This window comes from Ralstonia sp. 1B3 (assembly GCF_036631435.1).
In genome coordinates, this window is sequence record NZ_JAPNUG010000008.1 from 1 (window position 1) to 17,172 (window position 17,172).

The 17,172-nt window shown below is 65.9% G+C and carries 8 protein-coding genes and 4 pseudogenes; 1 reads left to right on the forward strand and 11 read right to left on the reverse strand.

Annotated elements, in window-relative coordinates:
- The 9 genes and pseudogenes from OWR21_RS01825 to OWR21_RS01865 all read right to left on the reverse strand — a co-directional run.
- Positions 1–373: pseudogene (locus tag OWR21_RS01825) on the reverse strand (sensor histidine kinase); the annotation flags it as partial.
- A gap of 206 nt (positions 374–579) precedes the next feature.
- Positions 580–783, reverse strand: a complete 204-nt coding sequence (locus tag OWR21_RS01830) for a hypothetical protein (RefSeq protein ID WP_147214046.1) — start codon at positions 781–783, stop codon at positions 580–582.
- A 670-nt stretch (positions 784–1,453) separates the two neighbouring features.
- Positions 1,454–2,824 (reverse strand): exopolysaccharide Pel transporter PelG, encoded by a 1,371-nt coding sequence (gene pelG, locus OWR21_RS01835; RefSeq protein ID WP_147214047.1) that lies wholly within the window; start codon positions 2,822–2,824, stop codon positions 1,454–1,456.
- Positions 2,824–4,458: a GT4 family glycosyltransferase PelF gene (gene pelF / locus OWR21_RS01840; RefSeq protein WP_332394464.1), complete on the reverse strand. Its 1,635-nt coding sequence runs from the start codon at positions 4,456–4,458 to the stop codon at positions 2,824–2,826. The genes pelG and pelF overlap by 1 nt, the downstream gene beginning before the upstream one ends.
- Positions 4,455–5,439, reverse strand: a pseudogene (locus OWR21_RS01845) (tetratricopeptide repeat protein). Before OWR21_RS01845 ends, pelF begins: the two are co-directional and overlap by 4 nt.
- A 25-nt stretch (positions 5,440–5,464) precedes the next feature.
- Positions 5,465–6,940: a PelD GGDEF domain-containing protein gene (locus tag OWR21_RS01850; RefSeq protein WP_147214050.1), complete on the reverse strand. Its 1,476-nt coding sequence runs from the start codon at positions 6,938–6,940 to the stop codon at positions 5,465–5,467.
- Positions 6,940–7,500, reverse strand: a complete 561-nt coding sequence (locus OWR21_RS01855) for a penicillin-binding protein activator LpoB (protein WP_316873089.1) — start codon at positions 7,498–7,500, stop codon at positions 6,940–6,942. The genes OWR21_RS01850 and OWR21_RS01855 overlap by 1 nt, the downstream gene beginning before the upstream one ends.
- 72 nt (positions 7,501–7,572) lie before the next feature.
- Complete coding sequence (locus OWR21_RS01860; RefSeq protein ID WP_332394465.1) at positions 7,573–11,649, reverse strand: tetratricopeptide repeat protein; 4,077 nt, start codon at positions 11,647–11,649, stop codon at positions 7,573–7,575.
- Positions 11,636–14,570: pseudogene (locus OWR21_RS01865) on the reverse strand (bifunctional glycoside hydrolase 114/ polysaccharide deacetylase family protein). The gene OWR21_RS01860 and the pseudogene OWR21_RS01865 overlap by 14 nt, the downstream one beginning before the upstream one ends.
- A gap of 376 nt (positions 14,571–14,946) precedes the next feature.
- On the opposite strand from OWR21_RS01865, the pseudogene OWR21_RS01870 reads away from it, so the two are divergent.
- Positions 14,947–16,261: pseudogene (locus OWR21_RS01870) on the forward strand (hemolysin family protein).
- Here the strand turns inward: OWR21_RS01870 and OWR21_RS01875 are convergent.
- Positions 16,201–16,671: a carboxymuconolactone decarboxylase family protein gene (locus OWR21_RS01875; RefSeq protein ID WP_316873084.1), complete on the reverse strand. Its 471-nt coding sequence runs from the start codon at positions 16,669–16,671 to the stop codon at positions 16,201–16,203. The pseudogene OWR21_RS01870 and the gene OWR21_RS01875 sit on opposite strands and share 61 nt — an antisense overlap.
- On the reverse strand, positions 16,574–17,149 hold the full coding sequence (locus OWR21_RS01880) for a MerR family transcriptional regulator (RefSeq protein ID WP_332394466.1): 576 nt from the start codon (positions 17,147–17,149) through the stop codon (positions 16,574–16,576). Before OWR21_RS01880 ends, OWR21_RS01875 begins: the two co-directional genes overlap by 98 nt.
- Between the last annotated feature and the right edge of the window lie 23 nt (positions 17,150–17,172).

Consider the following 17,172-nt stretch of genomic DNA (forward strand, 5'->3'; position numbering starts at 1 on the left):
CAGCCTCCGGGATGTCCCGCTTGATGCCGCTGCCCTGATAGGTCGGGAATGAATAAGCGAGAAAGCCGTTCTGGCTGTGCGCCGCGCGCGGTGACCAGAACCCGCCCTCCACGTCCGGCACCGAGGCAAGAACAACGTCGAGGATGCCGCGCATCAGGTCGGCACTGGCAACCGCATCCGACGGCAGTATCGATTGACGATAACGCGACGCAACGGCTTCACAGGTTGCCGTGGCCTGCAGCTTTGCATTGGCCACGTGCTGGTCTGCCGCAGAGCGAACCATCACCCAGACGACCACAAGAAGCGTGGCACAGATAGTCGCAACGAGCCCCCACAGAATGGCAAGCTGGGCGGAGAACGACGGACGCTTCATCAGAATGGTGACGACGGCACAACAGAATCAACGGAACTATCCAACCAATTCTCGGCCGTGAACAAGCGGGAAGCAATATGAGCGAAGCTGAGCATGGATGCCTTGAGAGATGTGGACCGTAAGGCCAAGCCGCATACGATTTGAACGCCTGCGTGTCTTGGCATTCATTGAAGCCTGCTCAAAGGAAGTGTCTCTCGGGACGCCTTTCATCCGCCTTGCAGCACGCCGGCATCTCGGCCCGGGACATCGCCTCGGTTCCCATCCCATTGCCACGGCAGATAGAGAACTGGTGCGGAATTATCGACGATTGATGCCGCCAATTTAAAACCGACCGCATCGCGCGAGGTTGCGCAAATGCACAGCGCCCGCCGATAAATCGATTCAATAGAATCCGCCGATTCGGTTTTCATATCAGGGTTCTGTAGCAAAGGAACTGCTTTAAACGCGCCATCGTTTCAAGTAGCCCGGCCCATCCGGCGTGCACGTCTTGATTTGGAGACAGGCACGGCCAAGCACCGCGCCATCAGCTGGTACCCTCCCCGCCCGTCTCGGGGTAGCAACCCATCCTTCTTAGTTGTCCTCAACGGCTGAGGAAAAAAGGGGCGTGTGCCGGGCTCAGAGCTCCATCCGCCGAGCAAAAAGCTCCAACCGTCGAGCTCAGAGCCCCATCCGCCGAGCAAAAGCTCCGACCGTCGAGCTCAGAGCTCCATCCGCCGAGCAAAAGCTCCGACTGCCGAGCTCAGAGCTCCATTCGCAGAGCAAAAAGCTCGGAACGCCGAGCTCGGAGCTCCATCCGCCGAGCAAAAAGCTCCGACTGCCGAGCTCAGAGCTCCATTCGCAGAGCAAAAGCTCGGAACGCCGAGCTCGGAGCTCCATCCGCCGAGTAAAAGCTCCGACCGTCGAGCTCAGAGCTCCATTCGCCAAGCAAAAGCTTGGGGCGTCGAGCTCGGAGCCCGATGACGGAGCAAAAGCCTCGCGGGTGGCGCTTGGAGCGCGGTGCGCGAGGCTTGAAGGGTCGTGAACGGGGGTTGAAGTGCTGCGGGAGGGGTTCCGGCCGGCAGCGGAGGCTGTCGGCCAGCCTTACTGCAACATGAATGTCTCGTACTCGAGCCGATCCAGCTTCCGGTCGAGGATCACCAGGCTGGCCATCACCACCAGCAGCAGCGATACGGCAAATCCGTATCCGTACCAGGCCGGACCGAGCTGCAACGTGATCCACGTCAGCAGGCCGTTGAGCGCCACGAACGCTGCCGTCAGTGCCAGCACCACGCGGCGGCGGTCGAGGTAGAAGAAGATGTTCACCACGCCCAGGAACACCACCTGCAAGCTCGCGGCAATCGTGTCGACATACAGCAGCGGCAGGTACAGCTCGGAAATCTGCAGCACGCGCAGCACCGCCGCGCCCACGGCAAACAGCACCAGGGCGGCCATCGCCTGAATCTTCACGATCTCGTACAGGCCCGCGCGGATGGTCTGGACCATCGTGTTGCGCATGTCCTCGATGTGCTCGAGCGATGCGCCGCCCCGCACGGCGTTGTAGAAGGCGTCGTAGTACTCGACAAAATCCGTCTCGATGCGCACGAGGAACACGGCCATGCCGGGGATGATGCCGAGGTAGGCCAGGAACACCGGAATGTCATAGATGACCGATGCATTCAGCGGGCCGATCACCTGCTGCCCCGTGCCTGGTGCGTACCAGAACATGAACTTGTCGAGCCAGATGCCGAGGTTGTACAGCAGCCCGATCAGCATGAGCGACGGATACGCGAACCGCCGGTCGAACACCTCGAACGACAGGAAGCGCCGCCCGCTGAAGTTGCGGTAGATGAGCGCCGCCATGCCGATCAGCAGGCACAGCTGCCCCGTGACAAAGCCGAGCAGCAGCCCTTCCAGCCCGAGCCGGTTGAACAGCAGCGCCAGCAGCACGGTCAGCGTGTAGCCGATCAGGAAGATCCACACGATCGACTTGTACTGCTTCATGCCCGACAGGAAGATCACCGCGATCCAGATGTTGGCCATGACCACGAAGCCGGCCAGCATCAGCAGCCGGTAGATGGCGGACTGCTGCGGAAACGCAAACAGGATGACGAGCAGCCCCAGCCCGCCCGCGACCAGCGTCATCACGAGCGAGACGGCATGGTAGTTGGGCAGGATCAGGTCGTCGCGCTTCTCGAACAGGCGGTCGGAGGTAAAGCGCGTGAAGGCAAGCTGCAGCGGCCCGGTCAGGATCAGGCTCACCGCGATCAGGTAGGTGACCGACACCTGGAACTGCGTGATGAGCGAGCCGGGAACCACGAACGGCAGGCTGAGGATACCGATCAGCAGAATCCCGACGATGGAAAGAATCCACGGCCCGGAGCTGATGATGCCGGCGTAGGTGTAGGCACGCAGCAGCCCGACCAGGCTGTCGCGCTTGAGCATCTTGCGCAGCTCAAAACCAATGCCGGCCATCAGCGGGCTCCCTCATGTGGCTTGCTCTGTGGCTTGCTCTGCTGGGCGTGGTGCGGGCAGGCCGCCGCAGCGGCGGAGGCAGCCTTGGCGCCGTGCTCGGTAGTCAGGTCGGGCAAGGTCTGCAGGCGCGTGTACAGCTCGCGGTAACTGCCCACCATCATCTCTTGCGTGTAGTAGCGCTCGACGCGGGCGATGCCGGCGGCCTGCGCCGCATACCAGCGCGTTTCATCGCGCAGCAGCGTCAACACTTCCGCCGCCAGGGCGGCCGGGTCGGCAATGCGCACCACGGCGCCGGCCGCGCCCAGTGCCGCGTCTTCGCCCTCCAGGCCGAACAGCAGTTGCCGGCACGAACCCACATCCGTGGTGACGGACGGCACGCCTGCGGCAAACCCTTCCAGCACCACCAGCGGCAGCGCCTCGCTGATGGAACTCAGCACCAGCACGCCCACCTTCGGCAGGATGTCGTCGATCTTCTGGAAGCCCAGGAACTTGATGCGCTCGCCCAGGCCGAGGCTTTCGGCCAGGCTGTGGCATTCCTGGGCGTATTCCGGGTCTTCGTCTTCCGGGCCGGCAATCCAGCCTTCCGCGTCGGGCATCTCGCGCGTGACGGTCAGCATGGCGCGGATGAACGTCTTCACGTCCTTGATGGGCACCACCCGGCCGATCAGGCACATCACGTGCGGCACGCTGGCCTGCCGCTTCTCGCGCAGCGCGGCTAGGCGCGGCAGGTTGATGCCGTTCGGGATGCTGCGCGTCTTCTCGGCCGGCGCGCCGTCAATGACCTGCCGCTGCCGGTTGCCTTCGTACAGCGCAACGATGTCTTCGGCCGCGTCATAGCAGACCCGGCCCATGGTCTCGAAAAAGCGCACCCACAGGTCGCGGAAGTAGCTGATCTGCGCGATGTCCTTTTCGAAGATGCTGCGGTTGTCCCGAATCCACTGGCTCTGGAACAGGTCGATCTTGCGTTCCTTGGTGTAGATGCCGTGCTCCGACACCAGCAGCGGCCGCCCGCGCTTGTAGCGCAGCAGCGCACCCAGGAACCCCGCATAGCCGGTCGAGATGGTGTGGAACACCTTCACCGGGATGAGGTTTTCGGCAATGCGCACGAGCTGCCACAGCGGCTTGTGCATGATGCGCACGGTCCAGAAGTAGTCGGTGAACGACGGGTCGGTGCAATAGCGCCGGTAGTAGTCCGTCATCATGTCCCACGCGCGGTGGCTGTGGAGGAACTGCTCTTCGGCCAGCGGGCCGTCGTCGCGCAGGTCGGCAATCGAGGCGCGGATCAGTTCGGCGGTCTCTTCCTTGTTGGCCGGATTGCGCAGCGCGTCGTGCAGCTTGCGCGAGCGCTCGAACGCGGCGGCATCGCCACCACTGGCCTGCACCAGCGGCGGCGGCGGAAAGTCGTACAGGTAGTGGCACTCCAGGTGCACCACGTTGTCGGGAATGGCGTAGACCGGCTTGCCGTAATCCTCGCGGCGGCTGCCGATGAAGACGACGGCAAAGCGGATATCCGGAAACGCCCGGATCATCTGGTTGACCCAGCTCGACACCCCGCCGCTCACGTAGGGAAACGTCCCTTCAAGCAGCAGCGCAATGTCGGCGGACTCGGCGCGAGGAAAGTGGTCGTTGCTCATGATGTCCAGTAGCGCAGCAGCGGGCGCAGCAACGGCAGCGGCGAGCGGCTGGAGAACTGCGCCAGCGCCGCGCGTGCACCGGCATAGTCGCGGCGCAGGTAGCAGGCTTCAGCCAGCGGAGGCAGCAGGCGGTCGCGCGGGAAGCCCAGGGATTCGGCGCGGCGCAGGTGCGACTCGGCCACATCGGGCTCGCGGCGCGACAAGGCAAGCCGGCCGCGCATGTACCACAGGGCAGCGTTGTCGGGCTGGATATCGAGCGCGGCGCTGGCATAGCGCTCGACCTGCTCGGCGGTGTAGCGATACACGTCGCCCTGCACGAGGTTCTGGTAGATCAGCTCCCAGTACAGATCGGCCAGGCGCTTGTTGATGTCGTAGCGTGCTTCGGGCGTGGTGGCTTCCTGCAGGCGCGGCAGCTCGGCGAGGATCTTCTGCGTGAGGACCTTTTCGGCGTTGTCGAGCATGCCGTAGGCCAGCAGGCGGATATCGTCCACCGGGTCGGCCAGCAGGTCGCGCAGCACGGGGCTGGCGGTGCGCGTCGGCATCGACTGCATGGCCACCAGCGCGGTCATGCGGCTTTGCACCGGCGCGCGCTCGTTGTTGAGCTGCGCACGCAGCCGCGCCCCGCCCCCGTGCGTCACGCGCGAAATCAAATGCGCCACGAACACCGGCAGGCCGACATCGGCGATGTCCTTGTCGTCTTCGGGCTTGGGAACAGCTTGGCAAGCAGCAGGCTGCCGAGCACCAGCAGCCCGCCCGCCACCGGCACGAAAAGCACAGCGCCGTCAGGTAGCCATACGTCCACACGAACGGCACGCGATAACGGCGCGGCAGCAGGCGCCATGCAGCCAGGCCGATCAGCGCCGCGGCGGTGCCCTGCAGCATCAGGCACGACAGCAGCAGCCCGAGGCTGTTGCCGGCATGCAGTGCCATCGCCACTGCCGCGATCTGGGCTGCGATGCCGCCGAGCGTGAGCTTAAACATGGTCACCCCGCATGCCTATGCGCCCCTATGCATCGAGATGGCAGCGCGAGAGGAAGCGCTGCAGCGCTTCGCCCGGATGCTCGCCGGTCACATGCAACGTCTGCACGCTGATGTGCCCGCCCTCGAAATCGACACCGAACTGCGCGCGCAGGCTGTCTTCGATGCGCACCAGATAGGCCGACACGGCGCCCGCGCCCGACAGCGGCATCAGCGTGATGAGCGCGCGGCGGCCCTTGCCGCTCGCCTGCCAGACAACGTCCAGCGCACGGCGGCTGCGCACCACGCTCTCGAACAGCGCATCGCTGGCCTCGTCCTGGTCGAAGATGAGCGCCACCACCGACGAATCGATGCCGGTGTCGCGATGCAGGCGCGCCAGCCGCCCAAGGTCGAGCGCGAACTCGTACGGCGCGTCGGGCACGAGATCCAGGATCTCGGAGCTGACGGTGAGGTGCCGCACGCCGTCGGCGTAGTAGCCAAGCAGCACGAGCAGGAACTGCAGGTTCTCGTACGACAGCGAGAGGAACGGCATCTGGTGCACGACCACCAGGCCGATCAGCTCATCCGCGCCCGAGAGCACCGGCGCGCATGCCACGTAGCGCGAGCTGTCTTCCGGGTTGTTCACGTTCCGCAGCTCAGGGGCCTGCGGGTGGCCCAGCGTGTGGGTGTCGATGCAATGGCGGATCAGCGGGTCATCGGCAACGATGTCGAAGGGCGCCCCCACGCGGGCCACCGGTTCGGTATCGATGCGGTTGCCCGTCACGCGCACCATGGCCGCCACTTCCAGCTGGCAGGCCTGTGCCGTCCATTGCAGGAAGGGCTCGGCGCCGGGCAGTTGCGCTACGTCGGGGGCGTTGTCAGCCGAGCCGTGCTCGCGCGCGGCCAGCGCGATATTGCGCAACTGCGTGAGCGTGTCGCGCAGCGTGGTCGGCTTGGCCAGCAGGTCGTTTTCCAGGCGCTCGTGCGAGAGGCGCAGCAGGAAGTGGTTCTTGGTGAGCGCCGCCAGCCGGTCGTTCAGGTAGCCGTTGACGGTGCGCGCGCGTGACAGCCGCGCACCCCAGATGTCGCCGTACTGCCCGCCAACCAGCACCAGCATCAGGCCGCCGAGGAAGTACATGCGCGGGAAACTGCCGGCGGCAGCCGTCTGCCCGTAGAACACGGCCCAGGCACCCAGCACCACCAGCGCGGCCAGCGCGCCGAGCAGCGTGCCGTAGCGCAGCGCCAGGATGAGCGGCACCAGCCAGATCCACGGAAAGCCGTAGCCCAGCAGCAGCGGGTTGTCCGGCGAGAACACCCAGACGATGCCGATGGCCACCACCACCGCACCCAGCGTTTCGAGCACAGCGCTCGGGCTGGACACGGCAGGCGCAATCAGTCGCCCATACCAGGTCGACGCGCCAATGCCTTGCGCGTTGCGCCGGCGGTCAGTTCGCCCGGTCTGGCCCCGTGCATCGGCGGTGGCGCGGCCGGCCGACTGGGCGGAACCTGCGGACTCGGTCTTCATCAGCCCCGGCCCAGCGGCGAAAGCAGTTCGCGCAGCAGCTTCTGCGCCACTGCCGACACGGCATCGCGGCTCCAGCCGGTGCGGCTGCCGGCTGCGCTCCAGATCACGTTGCCGGTCTGCACATCAATCACCTGCAGCGTGATGCCCACGGCGGGTTCGCCATCCACGCCGACCTTGTAGCGCCACTCGTCCACGGCGCCGGTCAGCGCGTAGCGGGCTTTCTCGCCGCGCGCCCAATCCAGCGCACGCGATACGGCCTCGCGCTCGGCAGGCTCGAACAGCGATTCGCTGTTCAGGTTGGCCGGATATTGCTTCAGGTTGGAGAAACCACGCGCCTTCAGGATGCTGGCCGCGATCGTCTCGGCACGCAGGCCGGCCTGCGGCGTTTCGGTGTAGTTGACGATGGGCAGCACGACCCATGCATCCGACGCGCTGGTTGCCGGCGCACGCGCGCTGTCGACCACCGCACAGGCCGACAACGCCAGCGCCGCCCCAACGCCCGCGGCCATCGCGAGCCAGCGCCGGCGGCCGGCCTTCATCGTGTTGATCGAGGGTGTCATTGCGTTCTCCCTGGAGTCTTCCGTTGTGTGCTTCATGTCGTTGCTTCCCCGTTGTCTTGTTCTTGCTTGTCGTCAGTAGAGCCAGCGGTAGCGCAGGCCGATCTCCGTCATCGGCGAGGTACCGGCGCGCGTGATGGAGGCATGGCTGAACACCAGCGCCAGATGGTCGTTGCCGAACACGCTGCCCGCCACCCCGAGCTGGAGTTGCGTGCCCCACCCTTCGCGGTTGTCGTGCAGCAGCCCGACATCCATGAACGGCCGCCACGCACGCGTATAGCGATCAAGATAGTCCGTGCCAAAGCCGAACAGCAGGCCGAACTGCGTGAACGACTGCGGCATGAAGGCGGTGGCATCGGGCGGCGTATCCCCGGTGGCGGCCGCAGGCAGGAGCCGCCCGAGCAACGCGCTCGGCGCGCCCGAGGCGCTGTAGTTCGCACGCGTGCCGACCACGCGGATCGTGTAATCGGGGTATTCCACGCGGAAGCGGTAACCGGCTTCGGCGTCGAACACCATGCCGCTGCCCAGGAACGAGCGGTCCTGTCCGTAGAAGCGGTTGCCCTCGATGCGCGCGCGGATGTATTCGCGCTGCGTCAGGCGCCAGTTGCCCCCGATCGACACCAGATCCTTCATGCCGCCCACGCGCAGCTGCGTGGTTTCGTCGGCGGGCTGGTTGCGGCCGACCGACAGCTCGGTGCCGAACGGACCGGTCTGCCCCAGCAGGCCATCCAGCCGGAACGCGTAGAACGACGCCAGCCCCTGGCGCCAGCCCACCGTGCCCTTCCACTGGCTGTCTTGCGTCTGGTACTGCGAGATCCAATCGACGCGGCGGTCCTGCGCGGGCACGCCGGTCAGTTGCGTTTCGTCGGTCGAGCGCTGGTTCCGCTGCGTGGCGCGCACCAGCATGCTGTAGTGATCGGTCAGGCGGATGCCGGCAGCCGCGCTGCTTTCAAAGTACGTGAGCGGCGCCTGCTTGAACCACGTTTCGCGCGGCTCCAGCGCCTGCGCGTTCGTCAGCAGGGTTTCCTGCAGGCGCTGGTGGATCTGCTCGTCGTCGGGTGCGGTCGTGAGACCTTCGAACGACAGGCGCTGCGCCTCGCCCAGGCGGTCCGTAAGCGTGTTCGCATCGATGCGGTTGTAGAGCGGGATGCGGTCGGGCGTGTCGTCCAGCAGGCGGTTGAGCGTTTGCAGATCGCGCTCGGCCAGGGCGATGGAGATCTCGGCATAGGCCGGGCGCGTCATGCGGCGCGTGTATTGCTGCAGCAGCCACGCACGCGCCAGATCGTTCGCCTCCTGCGACAGCGCCCAGCCCAGTGCGGCTTCCTTGGCGACGGCAGAAACGAGCTGGTCGCTCACGCGGGCGTTCTTGCGCTTGTCTGCCGAATCTTCGGGCGGCTCCGGCGGCAGCGCATCGATGTCGCCAAGCTCGGATTTCTGCACGGTGGCACTGCCGCCTTCGCGGGCCTGCCGCGTGGCGCGGCGGTCATCGCGCAGCAGCTCGATCAGCAAGCGCTGTGCAAGATCGCCCGAACCGAACGTCTGCGCCAGCGAAACGCGCCGGGCACGCAGTTCGGTGCGGGCGCCGTCTTCAAGCGGTACGGCATCGTTGCCCGCCCCGTTGCTGCCTACGACGACACGCGTGCCGACGCGGCGGCTGGCGGGGGCCTTGTCCTTGGTGTTTGCAGCGTCCGCGCCGGCACCCTCACCACTCTCGGCACGCCACAGCAGCCACCACGCTTCGCGGCGCAGGCGCCAGGCGGCATCGGCTTGACCGGCCATTTCACGCGCATCGGCAAAGGCCAACAGCCAGAGCGGATCGTTGCGCATCGCGTTGCCCTGGCGGCCAAGGAAGCGCAGCGCGAGATTGGCGTCGAACAACTGCAGGCCGGCAGCGGCATACGCGCCCCAGTAGGCAGAATCGTTTTCGGCTTCGCTACGCCACAGGGTCAGCGCACGCTTGAGTTCAACGTTCTGGCCGGAATCGAGCAGGCCCCACAGGAAGGCGGCTTTCACGTCGCTGCCGGCATCGGGCAACGAGACGGCGCGGCGCAGATCGCGCATGGCGAGATCCCACTGGCCGTTCTGGCGGTAGTACTCGGCGCGGGCTCCCAGCACGCCGGGGGATTGCTCGGCGGCGCGGCGTTGTTCCGGCGTGAGCGAGGCCAGCAGCCCGTCGATGCGGCGGAAGGCGCGGGCGCGCGTGTAGTAATAGATGGCCTGCTGCAACGAGGCCATCGTGCCGCTCTTGTGGAAGGCCAGTTCAGCCAGGCGCCCGGCATCGATGGGGCTGGCGTCGTAGAAATCGATCATGGCCGACAGGTCGTCGGGCTGCGCATTGCCGCCGATCAGCAGCTGGCGATACGCCTCGCGCGACAGGTCGTCGCGCTGGTTCAGGCGTGCGAGCTGCGCGAACGTGCGCCAGTAGAGATCGTCCGTCGGCGAGGCCACCTTGCTGGCGGCTTCCATGGCGGACAGCGCCTGCTCGAACTGCGCGCGCACGTAGAGCATGTTGGCGAGCTTGAGCGCATAGCGCGCGTTCGGGCCGAACTCCTTCTGCAGGCGCACGTAGGTGTCGTAGGCCTGGTCGTCCTTGCCGGCGCGCTCGGCCAGCATGGCGTAGCGCTCCAGGATCGCCTGCCGATGGGGGCCGCGCGCAATGCCGTTCAGATAGGCCAGCCCTTCCAACGGCTCGCCCAGGCGCTCATATGCGGCAATGACCTGATCAAGGAGCTTCATGTCGCCGGGCTGGCGGCTGGCCTTGTAGCGCAAGCCGGCCAGATAGGCGTGGTCTTCGTTCAGGGCAGGCGCCAGGCGCAGCACGTTCTGCCAGGCCGCGTCGTCGCCCGTTGACTGCGCGTAGGCCAGCCAATATTTCAGCGCGGACATCGGCTGGCGGTTCCACTCCGATACCTGCGCGGCGCGCTCGGTCCAGATCTTCAGGTCCGGGCGCTGGCGCACGGCGGCTTCGGCCACGCGCATGGCGTCGTTCAGGTTGCCGCTGCTCATGAAGACGCGGTACGCGAGGTCGTAATCGTCGGCATTGAACGGCGCAATGCCGCGCGCGATGGCCTCGCCTCCAGTGGGCTGTGCGGTGGGAGCGGCAGGGGCAGTGCCATCGCTCACCTTGTCCGCCACGCGGCGGATGCGTGCAACGTGGCGCTGGCGGCGGGCCAGCCCTTCCGGCCCGTCCATGAACACTGCATCCGTGGGGGATGGCAACGGCTCCGGCCGGCCCGCGAAGGTCCAGTCATGCCGCGCGGCACCCGCCGCCAGCGCAATGCCGGCCTCCGTCTGCCGCCACGACAGATGCAGCAGCCGGCGCGCGTACTGATCGGCCAGATCCGGCCGGTTGCACGCCAGGGCCAGTCGCGTGAGGAAGCGCAGCGTTTCGGTGTCGTCGAGAAGCGGCCCTGCGCGGCGCTGCGCTTCGGTCATGGCGTCGTCGAGCAGGTTGCCGCCCTGCAGCGCCTTGAGCCCGGCGATGAAGTAGTGGCGCTGCTCGTCGAGCGATTTGGCGCTGGCCTGTGCGGCAAAGTTGGCGGCGGCCGCGGCGCGGTATTCGCCCACGCCAAGGGCAATCTCGGCGGTGCGGGCCTGCCATTGCGCGGCGCGCGCCACGTCCTGCTTGGCCAGGCGCTGGTAGAACTGCACGGCAATCGCGCCCTGATCCAGCGCACGCGCCTTGCCGGCCAGGATTTCCAGTTCGGCGGCGGTCCAGCGGTAGTCCAGCGCCTGCTTGAGCAGGCCGCGCAACTCATTCAGGATCGACGCGCGCTGCGGGTCTTTTGGCTGCAGCGCATAGGCGCGCTGCTCGCGAATCGCAATCTCCAGCAGCAGCGCTTCACGCTCGAGCGTCTTGTCGTGCAGCGCGCGCATGCGGTTCAGCATGGCCTCGGCTTCGTTCAGACGCCCGGTGCGCAAGTACTGCGCGGCCAGGACGCTCAGGAATTCGCCGTCATTCGGGCGCACGCGCAGCCAGGCTTCGAGATACGCCACCGAGAGGGCATCGACCTTGCCGCCTTCCAGCAGGCGCGCTTCCAGCCGCTCACGCGGAAACATCAGGGCGAGCGCCAGCCCGATCAGCGCGCCAAGCGTGCCGATCAGCCAGGGCGGAAGCAGCCGTTCGCGCGGGGTCAGGTCAGCAGACCACATCGATGCGTTGGTAGGTCACGGATTGGGCGGCAGTGCCGTTCAAATCCACGCGCACCGTATCGCCTTGTGCACGGGTGGTGTGGGCCGGCGCGCCGTTGACCTTCACGCGGCACGCGCCAACGTTGGCCAGGCGGACAAACGGCTTGTAATAGCCGCCGGCCTCAAACGACAGGCCGTTGCCGCTGCGCGAAAATCACGCACAAAGGCTGCGGCTTCGGCAATGTACGCAGACTTGGCCGGCTCGCCGGCGGGCGCCATGGCAAAGCGTGCCGCGCCGTCGTCCAGGTGGATGTAGATACCGCCCGCTGCCTTGTCGTAGCCGACCACGCCCTGGGCATTGGCCAGGCGCGGCGTGCCGGGCGCCATCCACCGCAGTTCGCGCAAGTCGCCGTTGCCGCGCACGACCCAGTTGTCATCATCGCGGGCGATGGCCATGTCGCGGAAGTCCATGACCTTCGAGACGTATTCCGTGGTGTAGATGGGAAACACCGGTTGCGAGAGCGCGTAGTCGTAGTCCTTTTTCAGGGCCTTGAGCGACGCAAGCTTGGTGCCCGAATACATGTGGTAGTAGATGTTGATCGGCTTGAAGCGGTACGGCGCGTCGGTCATCTGCATCGTTTCAATCAGGCGTTCAAAGCCGTAGTAAGGCCCCGTCCAGTCATTGGTATAGACGTTTTCGTTCTGATTGGGCGCAAACACCTGGTAAGCACCGGGGCCCTTGTCGATGCCGATGGGGGCAATGTCCGTCCACGACGGCGAGCTGCGCGTGATGATGGTGTCGCCGCCGTTGATGTTGACCACACCGGCCTGCCACGCCATGCGCACGGCCACGTCGGGCGGCCGGCAGTCGCCCGACCACTGCAGGACCTTCACGCGCTTGCCCGGCGGCGCCAGGCGTTCGTCGATGTAGCGGATGGAGCCGGCGATTTCGCGGTCGAGGCTGAACTTGTAGCCGGGAATGGTCAGCGTGAAGGCGGTATCGCCGCCGCCCGCGTCCTTGCCGGGGCCCGCCGTCGGGCTTTGGACCGTGCGGCTCCAGTCGAATGGGTGCGAATACGTATGGGAGCCCAGCTCGACATACGGCAATGCGAACATCTTGCGGGCAACGCCTTCCAGCCGCGGGGAAATCTTCGGGTACAGGCCCGTCGGGCCCACCTCGCCTTCAATGACGGAAAGCGTGGTCGGAATGCGGTACTTGTCCCACACCTCCTGCAGCAACACCTCGCCCGAATATTCGGGGCCAGGGAATTCCGCACGCGAGGCAAAGCCGTCGCCGTCCACATGCACGAGCATCAGGCGGCGGCCGTTCTCGCTGGTCAGGTCGGGGATGGGCATGTCGGGCAGCGCCAGCGCGCGGCGCAGAAACTCGATGGGCTGCACCACCCAGCGCGCCTGGTCGATGGTCTCCATCGAGAACACCGCGAACGGATACATCACGTAGCCGCCCCAATCCGTGATGGCCGCGGCGTCAAACTCCTGATTGCCTGACTTCAAGCGCAACAGCGATTGCGCCGAGGCGCCGGCCCGGACGGGCACCGTCTCGTTCACCAGCGGCCGGGGCGGCATCTCGAAGCCCATGATCCTGTCTTGCGACACCACCGACACCGGCCCGCCATTGCGGGCACCGGCATTGGCCATGCCGCGCACGTATTGCAGGTGCAGCATGTCGGCCAGGCTGCCGTCCACCGGCAGGCCGAACCGGTTCATGAAGGCAATGCGCACGCCGTCGCGCATGCGGGCACGCACCCATGCATTGAGCGCCGCGACCTGCTTGACCGGACTCGTATTCACCCACACCACCACCCCGGCATAGCGGTCGGGCGGCACGTCGGCGGGCAGCGGTTGATTGATGTCGGCGTATTCGACGTCGTAGCCCAGAAAATTGAGCGGCATGGCGACAAAGCGCACGCCCTCGCTGGTCTCGACGGTGGTGCGCGGGGCGCGTTCCTGCAGGATCAACACCTTGCGCGGCAGCACCTCGATCCGCCCGACCCCGATGGTCTTCAACGCTGGATCGGTCACATACGGGATCAGCCCCTGCGCCTTGATGCGCTTGGCGGTGTCGCGTGCGCAGGCACGGTCAGCCGGCGGGCAGTAGTCGATCGAGATGACCGGAAGGTGGTATTCGTCGCGGATCTTGCGTGCCTGGTCCATCAGCCAGTCGCGGTCGGCGTCGTTCACCGTCTTGTATTGCTTGGCGCCCTGGTCCCAGCCGCGATACAGCGATTCAAACGCCACCGCATACGCCTGGTCGTGCACCTGCGGCAGGATCTCGAAGCCGCGGTTGAACATCAGCTTGGCATCCGGATAGCGCGCCTTGATCGCGCGGATCACGCGCACCATGCCGGCCTCCTGCGCCGCGCGCGAGGCGTCGTCCTTGGCGACGAGCTGGTACGAGTCGAGCGTATCCAGGAAAAACCCGCGGTAGCCCTTGTCCCACAGCGGCTTGATGACGTGCTCGACATAGAACGCCGGCCACTCCGGCTGGGCCTGGTCGACCACACGGGAGGCCCACGCGGCGTTGTCGCCGAGCAACCACGCCTTGGGCAAGGCCTTGAACCAGCTGCGGTCGGGCGTGACCTCGCCCAGGCTCACGTAGGCGAACCACTGCGTGCTGGGCGTCTTGAACTGCGATGGGTCGAAGCCGTGGCCGGGCTCGACGACGACGGCATCAAAGGCGCGCAACTGCGCCACGGGCGGTTTGTCGCCGTAGTACCACGCGATGTTCGGCGCGCTGGCCGAGACGGTAGATGCAACCCCAGACGCACCGGACCCGGTGGTGGCAGGCGTTTGCTGCGCAAACGTCGTACAAGGCATCGATACGGCAGCTGCGGCAAAAAGCCCAGCCAACCGTGCGATCGTCCCCGCCGTATTCCCCCGTTTCCCCCGGTGCGCCGCTGTAAACGGCTGAGAACCCACATGAACTGGCACTCCGCTATGCAACTATGTGCATCAATTAGGCCGATCTGCGCCGGCACTGAAGATCGGCGCCTCTCATCACGCCGTCCGGAACCGCTTTTTCTTCCCGGTCGCCGCCCGCAAACGCAGGCCCCGCAAGGCATCCCGAGACAATGTGTCCGAAGGTGAAGTATCGCCGATGCCATGGGTACACAGCAAACCACATTTTTGATGACCGCCCACCCCTCTCGGACATAAACAATTGTTTGAGATCAGCCGCGCACGCCGTGGTTTGACAAAGCGATCAGGGCTGCACCATGATCAGCCGAAGCCACATTCCACGCGACCGTGCAGTTGTCGCTGCGCAACGACGCGACTTGCCCGGACGGCCCCGCCACCATGTCCGCCCTCCTCCTTGCCTTGCTGATCCTGATCAGCGCCTTTTTCCGCTTCCGAAATCGCCCTCACGGCATCGCGGCGCACGCGCCTGCAAACCCTGGCCGACGACGGCGACACCCGCGCCCTGCGCGTGCTGCAGCTCAAGGACATGCCGGGCAACTTCTTCACGGTGGTGCAGATCGGGGTGAATGCGGTGGCCATCCTGGCCGGTGTCATCGGCGACAGCCAGATCTCGGGGCCACTGGCCGCGGCGCTGAGCGACTGGCTGCCCGCTGCACGCGCCGAACGGATCGCCAGCATCGCCGGCTTCATCATCGTGACGGGGCTGTTCATTCTCTTTGCCGACCTGCTGCCCAAGCGCCTGGCCGTGCTTTACCCCGAGCGCTGCGCGATGTCGATCATCGGCCCGATGCAGTCGTGCCTGCGCGTGCTGCGGCCCGTGGTGTGGCTGTTCAACGGCGCGGCCGACATGTTCCTCAAGCTGTTTGGCGTGCCGACGCACCGCGTCGACCAGATCACCACCGAAGACATCGCCGCCATGGTGGGCGCAGGGGCGGAGGCCGGCGTGCTGCGCAAGCACGAGCTGGCGGTGATCGAAAACGTCTTCGAACTGGAATCGCGCACCATCACCTCGGTCATGACCGTGCGCGACGAGGTGATCTACTTCACGGTGGACGAGCCGGTGGAGTCGATCAAGATGAAGATCATTGCGCAACCGCACGCCGAATACCTCGTCTGCCGCGAAGACATCGACTCGGTGCTCGGCTTCATCGCGTCCAAGGACATCCTGCAGCAGATCCTGTCGGAGGAATCCTCCGCCGTGATCCGCAACATCAGCAAGCACTACGACAAGAACCTGCTGGTACTGCCGGACACGCTGAACCTGTCACAGGCACTCACGCGCTTTCGCGAAATGCACGAGCGCTTTGGCGCGGTCGTCAACGAATATGGGCTGGTGGTGGGCGTGGTGACGCTCGACGACATTGTCGGCGCGGTGATGGGCGACATCCTGTACCTGGGCGAAGACGAGCAGATCGTGCGCCGCGATGACGGCTCGTGCCTGATCGACGGCGTCACGCCGCTGGGCGACGTCAAGCGCGCCTTCGACCTCGACGACCTGCCCGGCGAACACCACGTCGAAACGCTTGCCGGGCTGGTCATCTACGCGCTCAAGCGCATTCCCAAGAAGAGCGAAAGCGTCGACATCGGGCCGCTGCATATTGAAGTGCTCGACATCGACAACCACCGCATCGATCAGTTGCTGGTGTCGCGGCGCATCGACCCGCCGGCAGCGACCGTGCCTTCGGCGTCGTGAGCGGCAAACACTTCCTTGGCGGCAAACATGCCGTTGAGGGCCGCCGGAAAGCCCGCGTATAGCGCCATCTGCAAGATCGTCTCGGTGATCTCCTTGCGCGTGAGCCCCACGTTGAGCCCCGCCGCAATGTGCACCTTCAACTGCGGTGCCGCGTTGCCCAGGGCCGTGAGCGCGGCAATGGTGGCAATCTCGCGCTCGCGCAGGGTCAGGCCCGGGCGGCAGTAGACGTCCCCAAACCCGAATTCGACGATGTAGCGGCCGAGGTCCGGCGCGATGTCGGCCATGGCCTCGACCACGCGTTCGCCGGCCACATCATCGACTTCCTTCAGCTTTTGCCAGCCCCGTGCGTAGCGGTCGTCCTGCAGGTTGGCGTGGTTTGCGGCTTGTGCGGTGTGGGTGGTCGGGGTCATGTGCGTCCTCGTTCGGTTGGCGTTTCGGCTTGTGCTTCGATTTGAGAGATGAGGAAGCAGAGCCCTTCGCGCCTTCCGTGGCCTCCGTGCCTTCCGCGGCTTCAATCCGCGCCCGGATGCCGTCGTAGACGACGAGTTTGACGCGCAGCACGGCCAGCGTTTCGGCCCGCGCGCGCAGCTCCGCTTCCAGCGCCGCCGCATGCAACTCCAGCAGGCGTTGGCGCGCCGACACACTCTCCAGACTGTCGCCCTGGCGCCGCAGCGCGGCGTACGCCTGCATCTGCGCGATCGGCATGCCGGTATCGCGCAGGCGCAGCAGGAACTCGAGCCACGTCATGTCTTCGGCACGGAAGACGCGATGGCCGTTATCGCGCCGCTGCACGCTGTCGAGCAGGCCGATGCGCTCGTAATAGCGCAGCGTATGCGTCGACAGGCCGGTGGCTTCTGCAACTTGGGCGATGGTCAGGAATGTGGTCATGAACGGAGCTTAGAAGTTAGAGC

Bases quoted from the DNA above. Each gene is read 5' to 3' on its own strand.
- OWR21_RS01830 (WP_147214046.1), bottom strand. From the start codon at position 783: ATGAAAACCGAATCGGCGGATTCTATTGAATCGATTTATCGGCGGGCG.
- pelG (WP_147214047.1), bottom strand. From the start codon at position 2,824: ATGGCCGGCATTGGTTTTGAGCTGCGCAAGATGCTCAAGCGCGACAGC.
- pelF (WP_332394464.1), bottom strand. From the start codon at position 4,458: ATGAGCAACGACCACTTTCCTCGCGCCGAGTCCGCCGACATTGCGCTG.
- OWR21_RS01850 (WP_147214050.1), bottom strand. From the start codon at position 6,940: ATGAAGACCGAGTCCGCAGGTTCCGCCCAGTCGGCCGGCCGCGCCACC.
- OWR21_RS01855 (WP_316873089.1), bottom strand. From the start codon at position 7,500: ATGACACCCTCGATCAACACGATGAAGGCCGGCCGCCGGCGCTGGCTC.
- OWR21_RS01860 (WP_332394465.1), bottom strand. From the start codon at position 11,649: ATGTGGTCTGCTGACCTGACCCCGCGCGAACGGCTGCTTCCGCCCTGG.
- OWR21_RS01875 (WP_316873084.1), bottom strand. From the start codon at position 16,671: ATGACCCCGACCACCCACACCGCACAAGCCGCAAACCACGCCAACCTG.
- OWR21_RS01880 (WP_332394466.1), bottom strand. From the start codon at position 17,149: ATGACCACATTCCTGACCATCGCCCAAGTTGCAGAAGCCACCGGCCTG.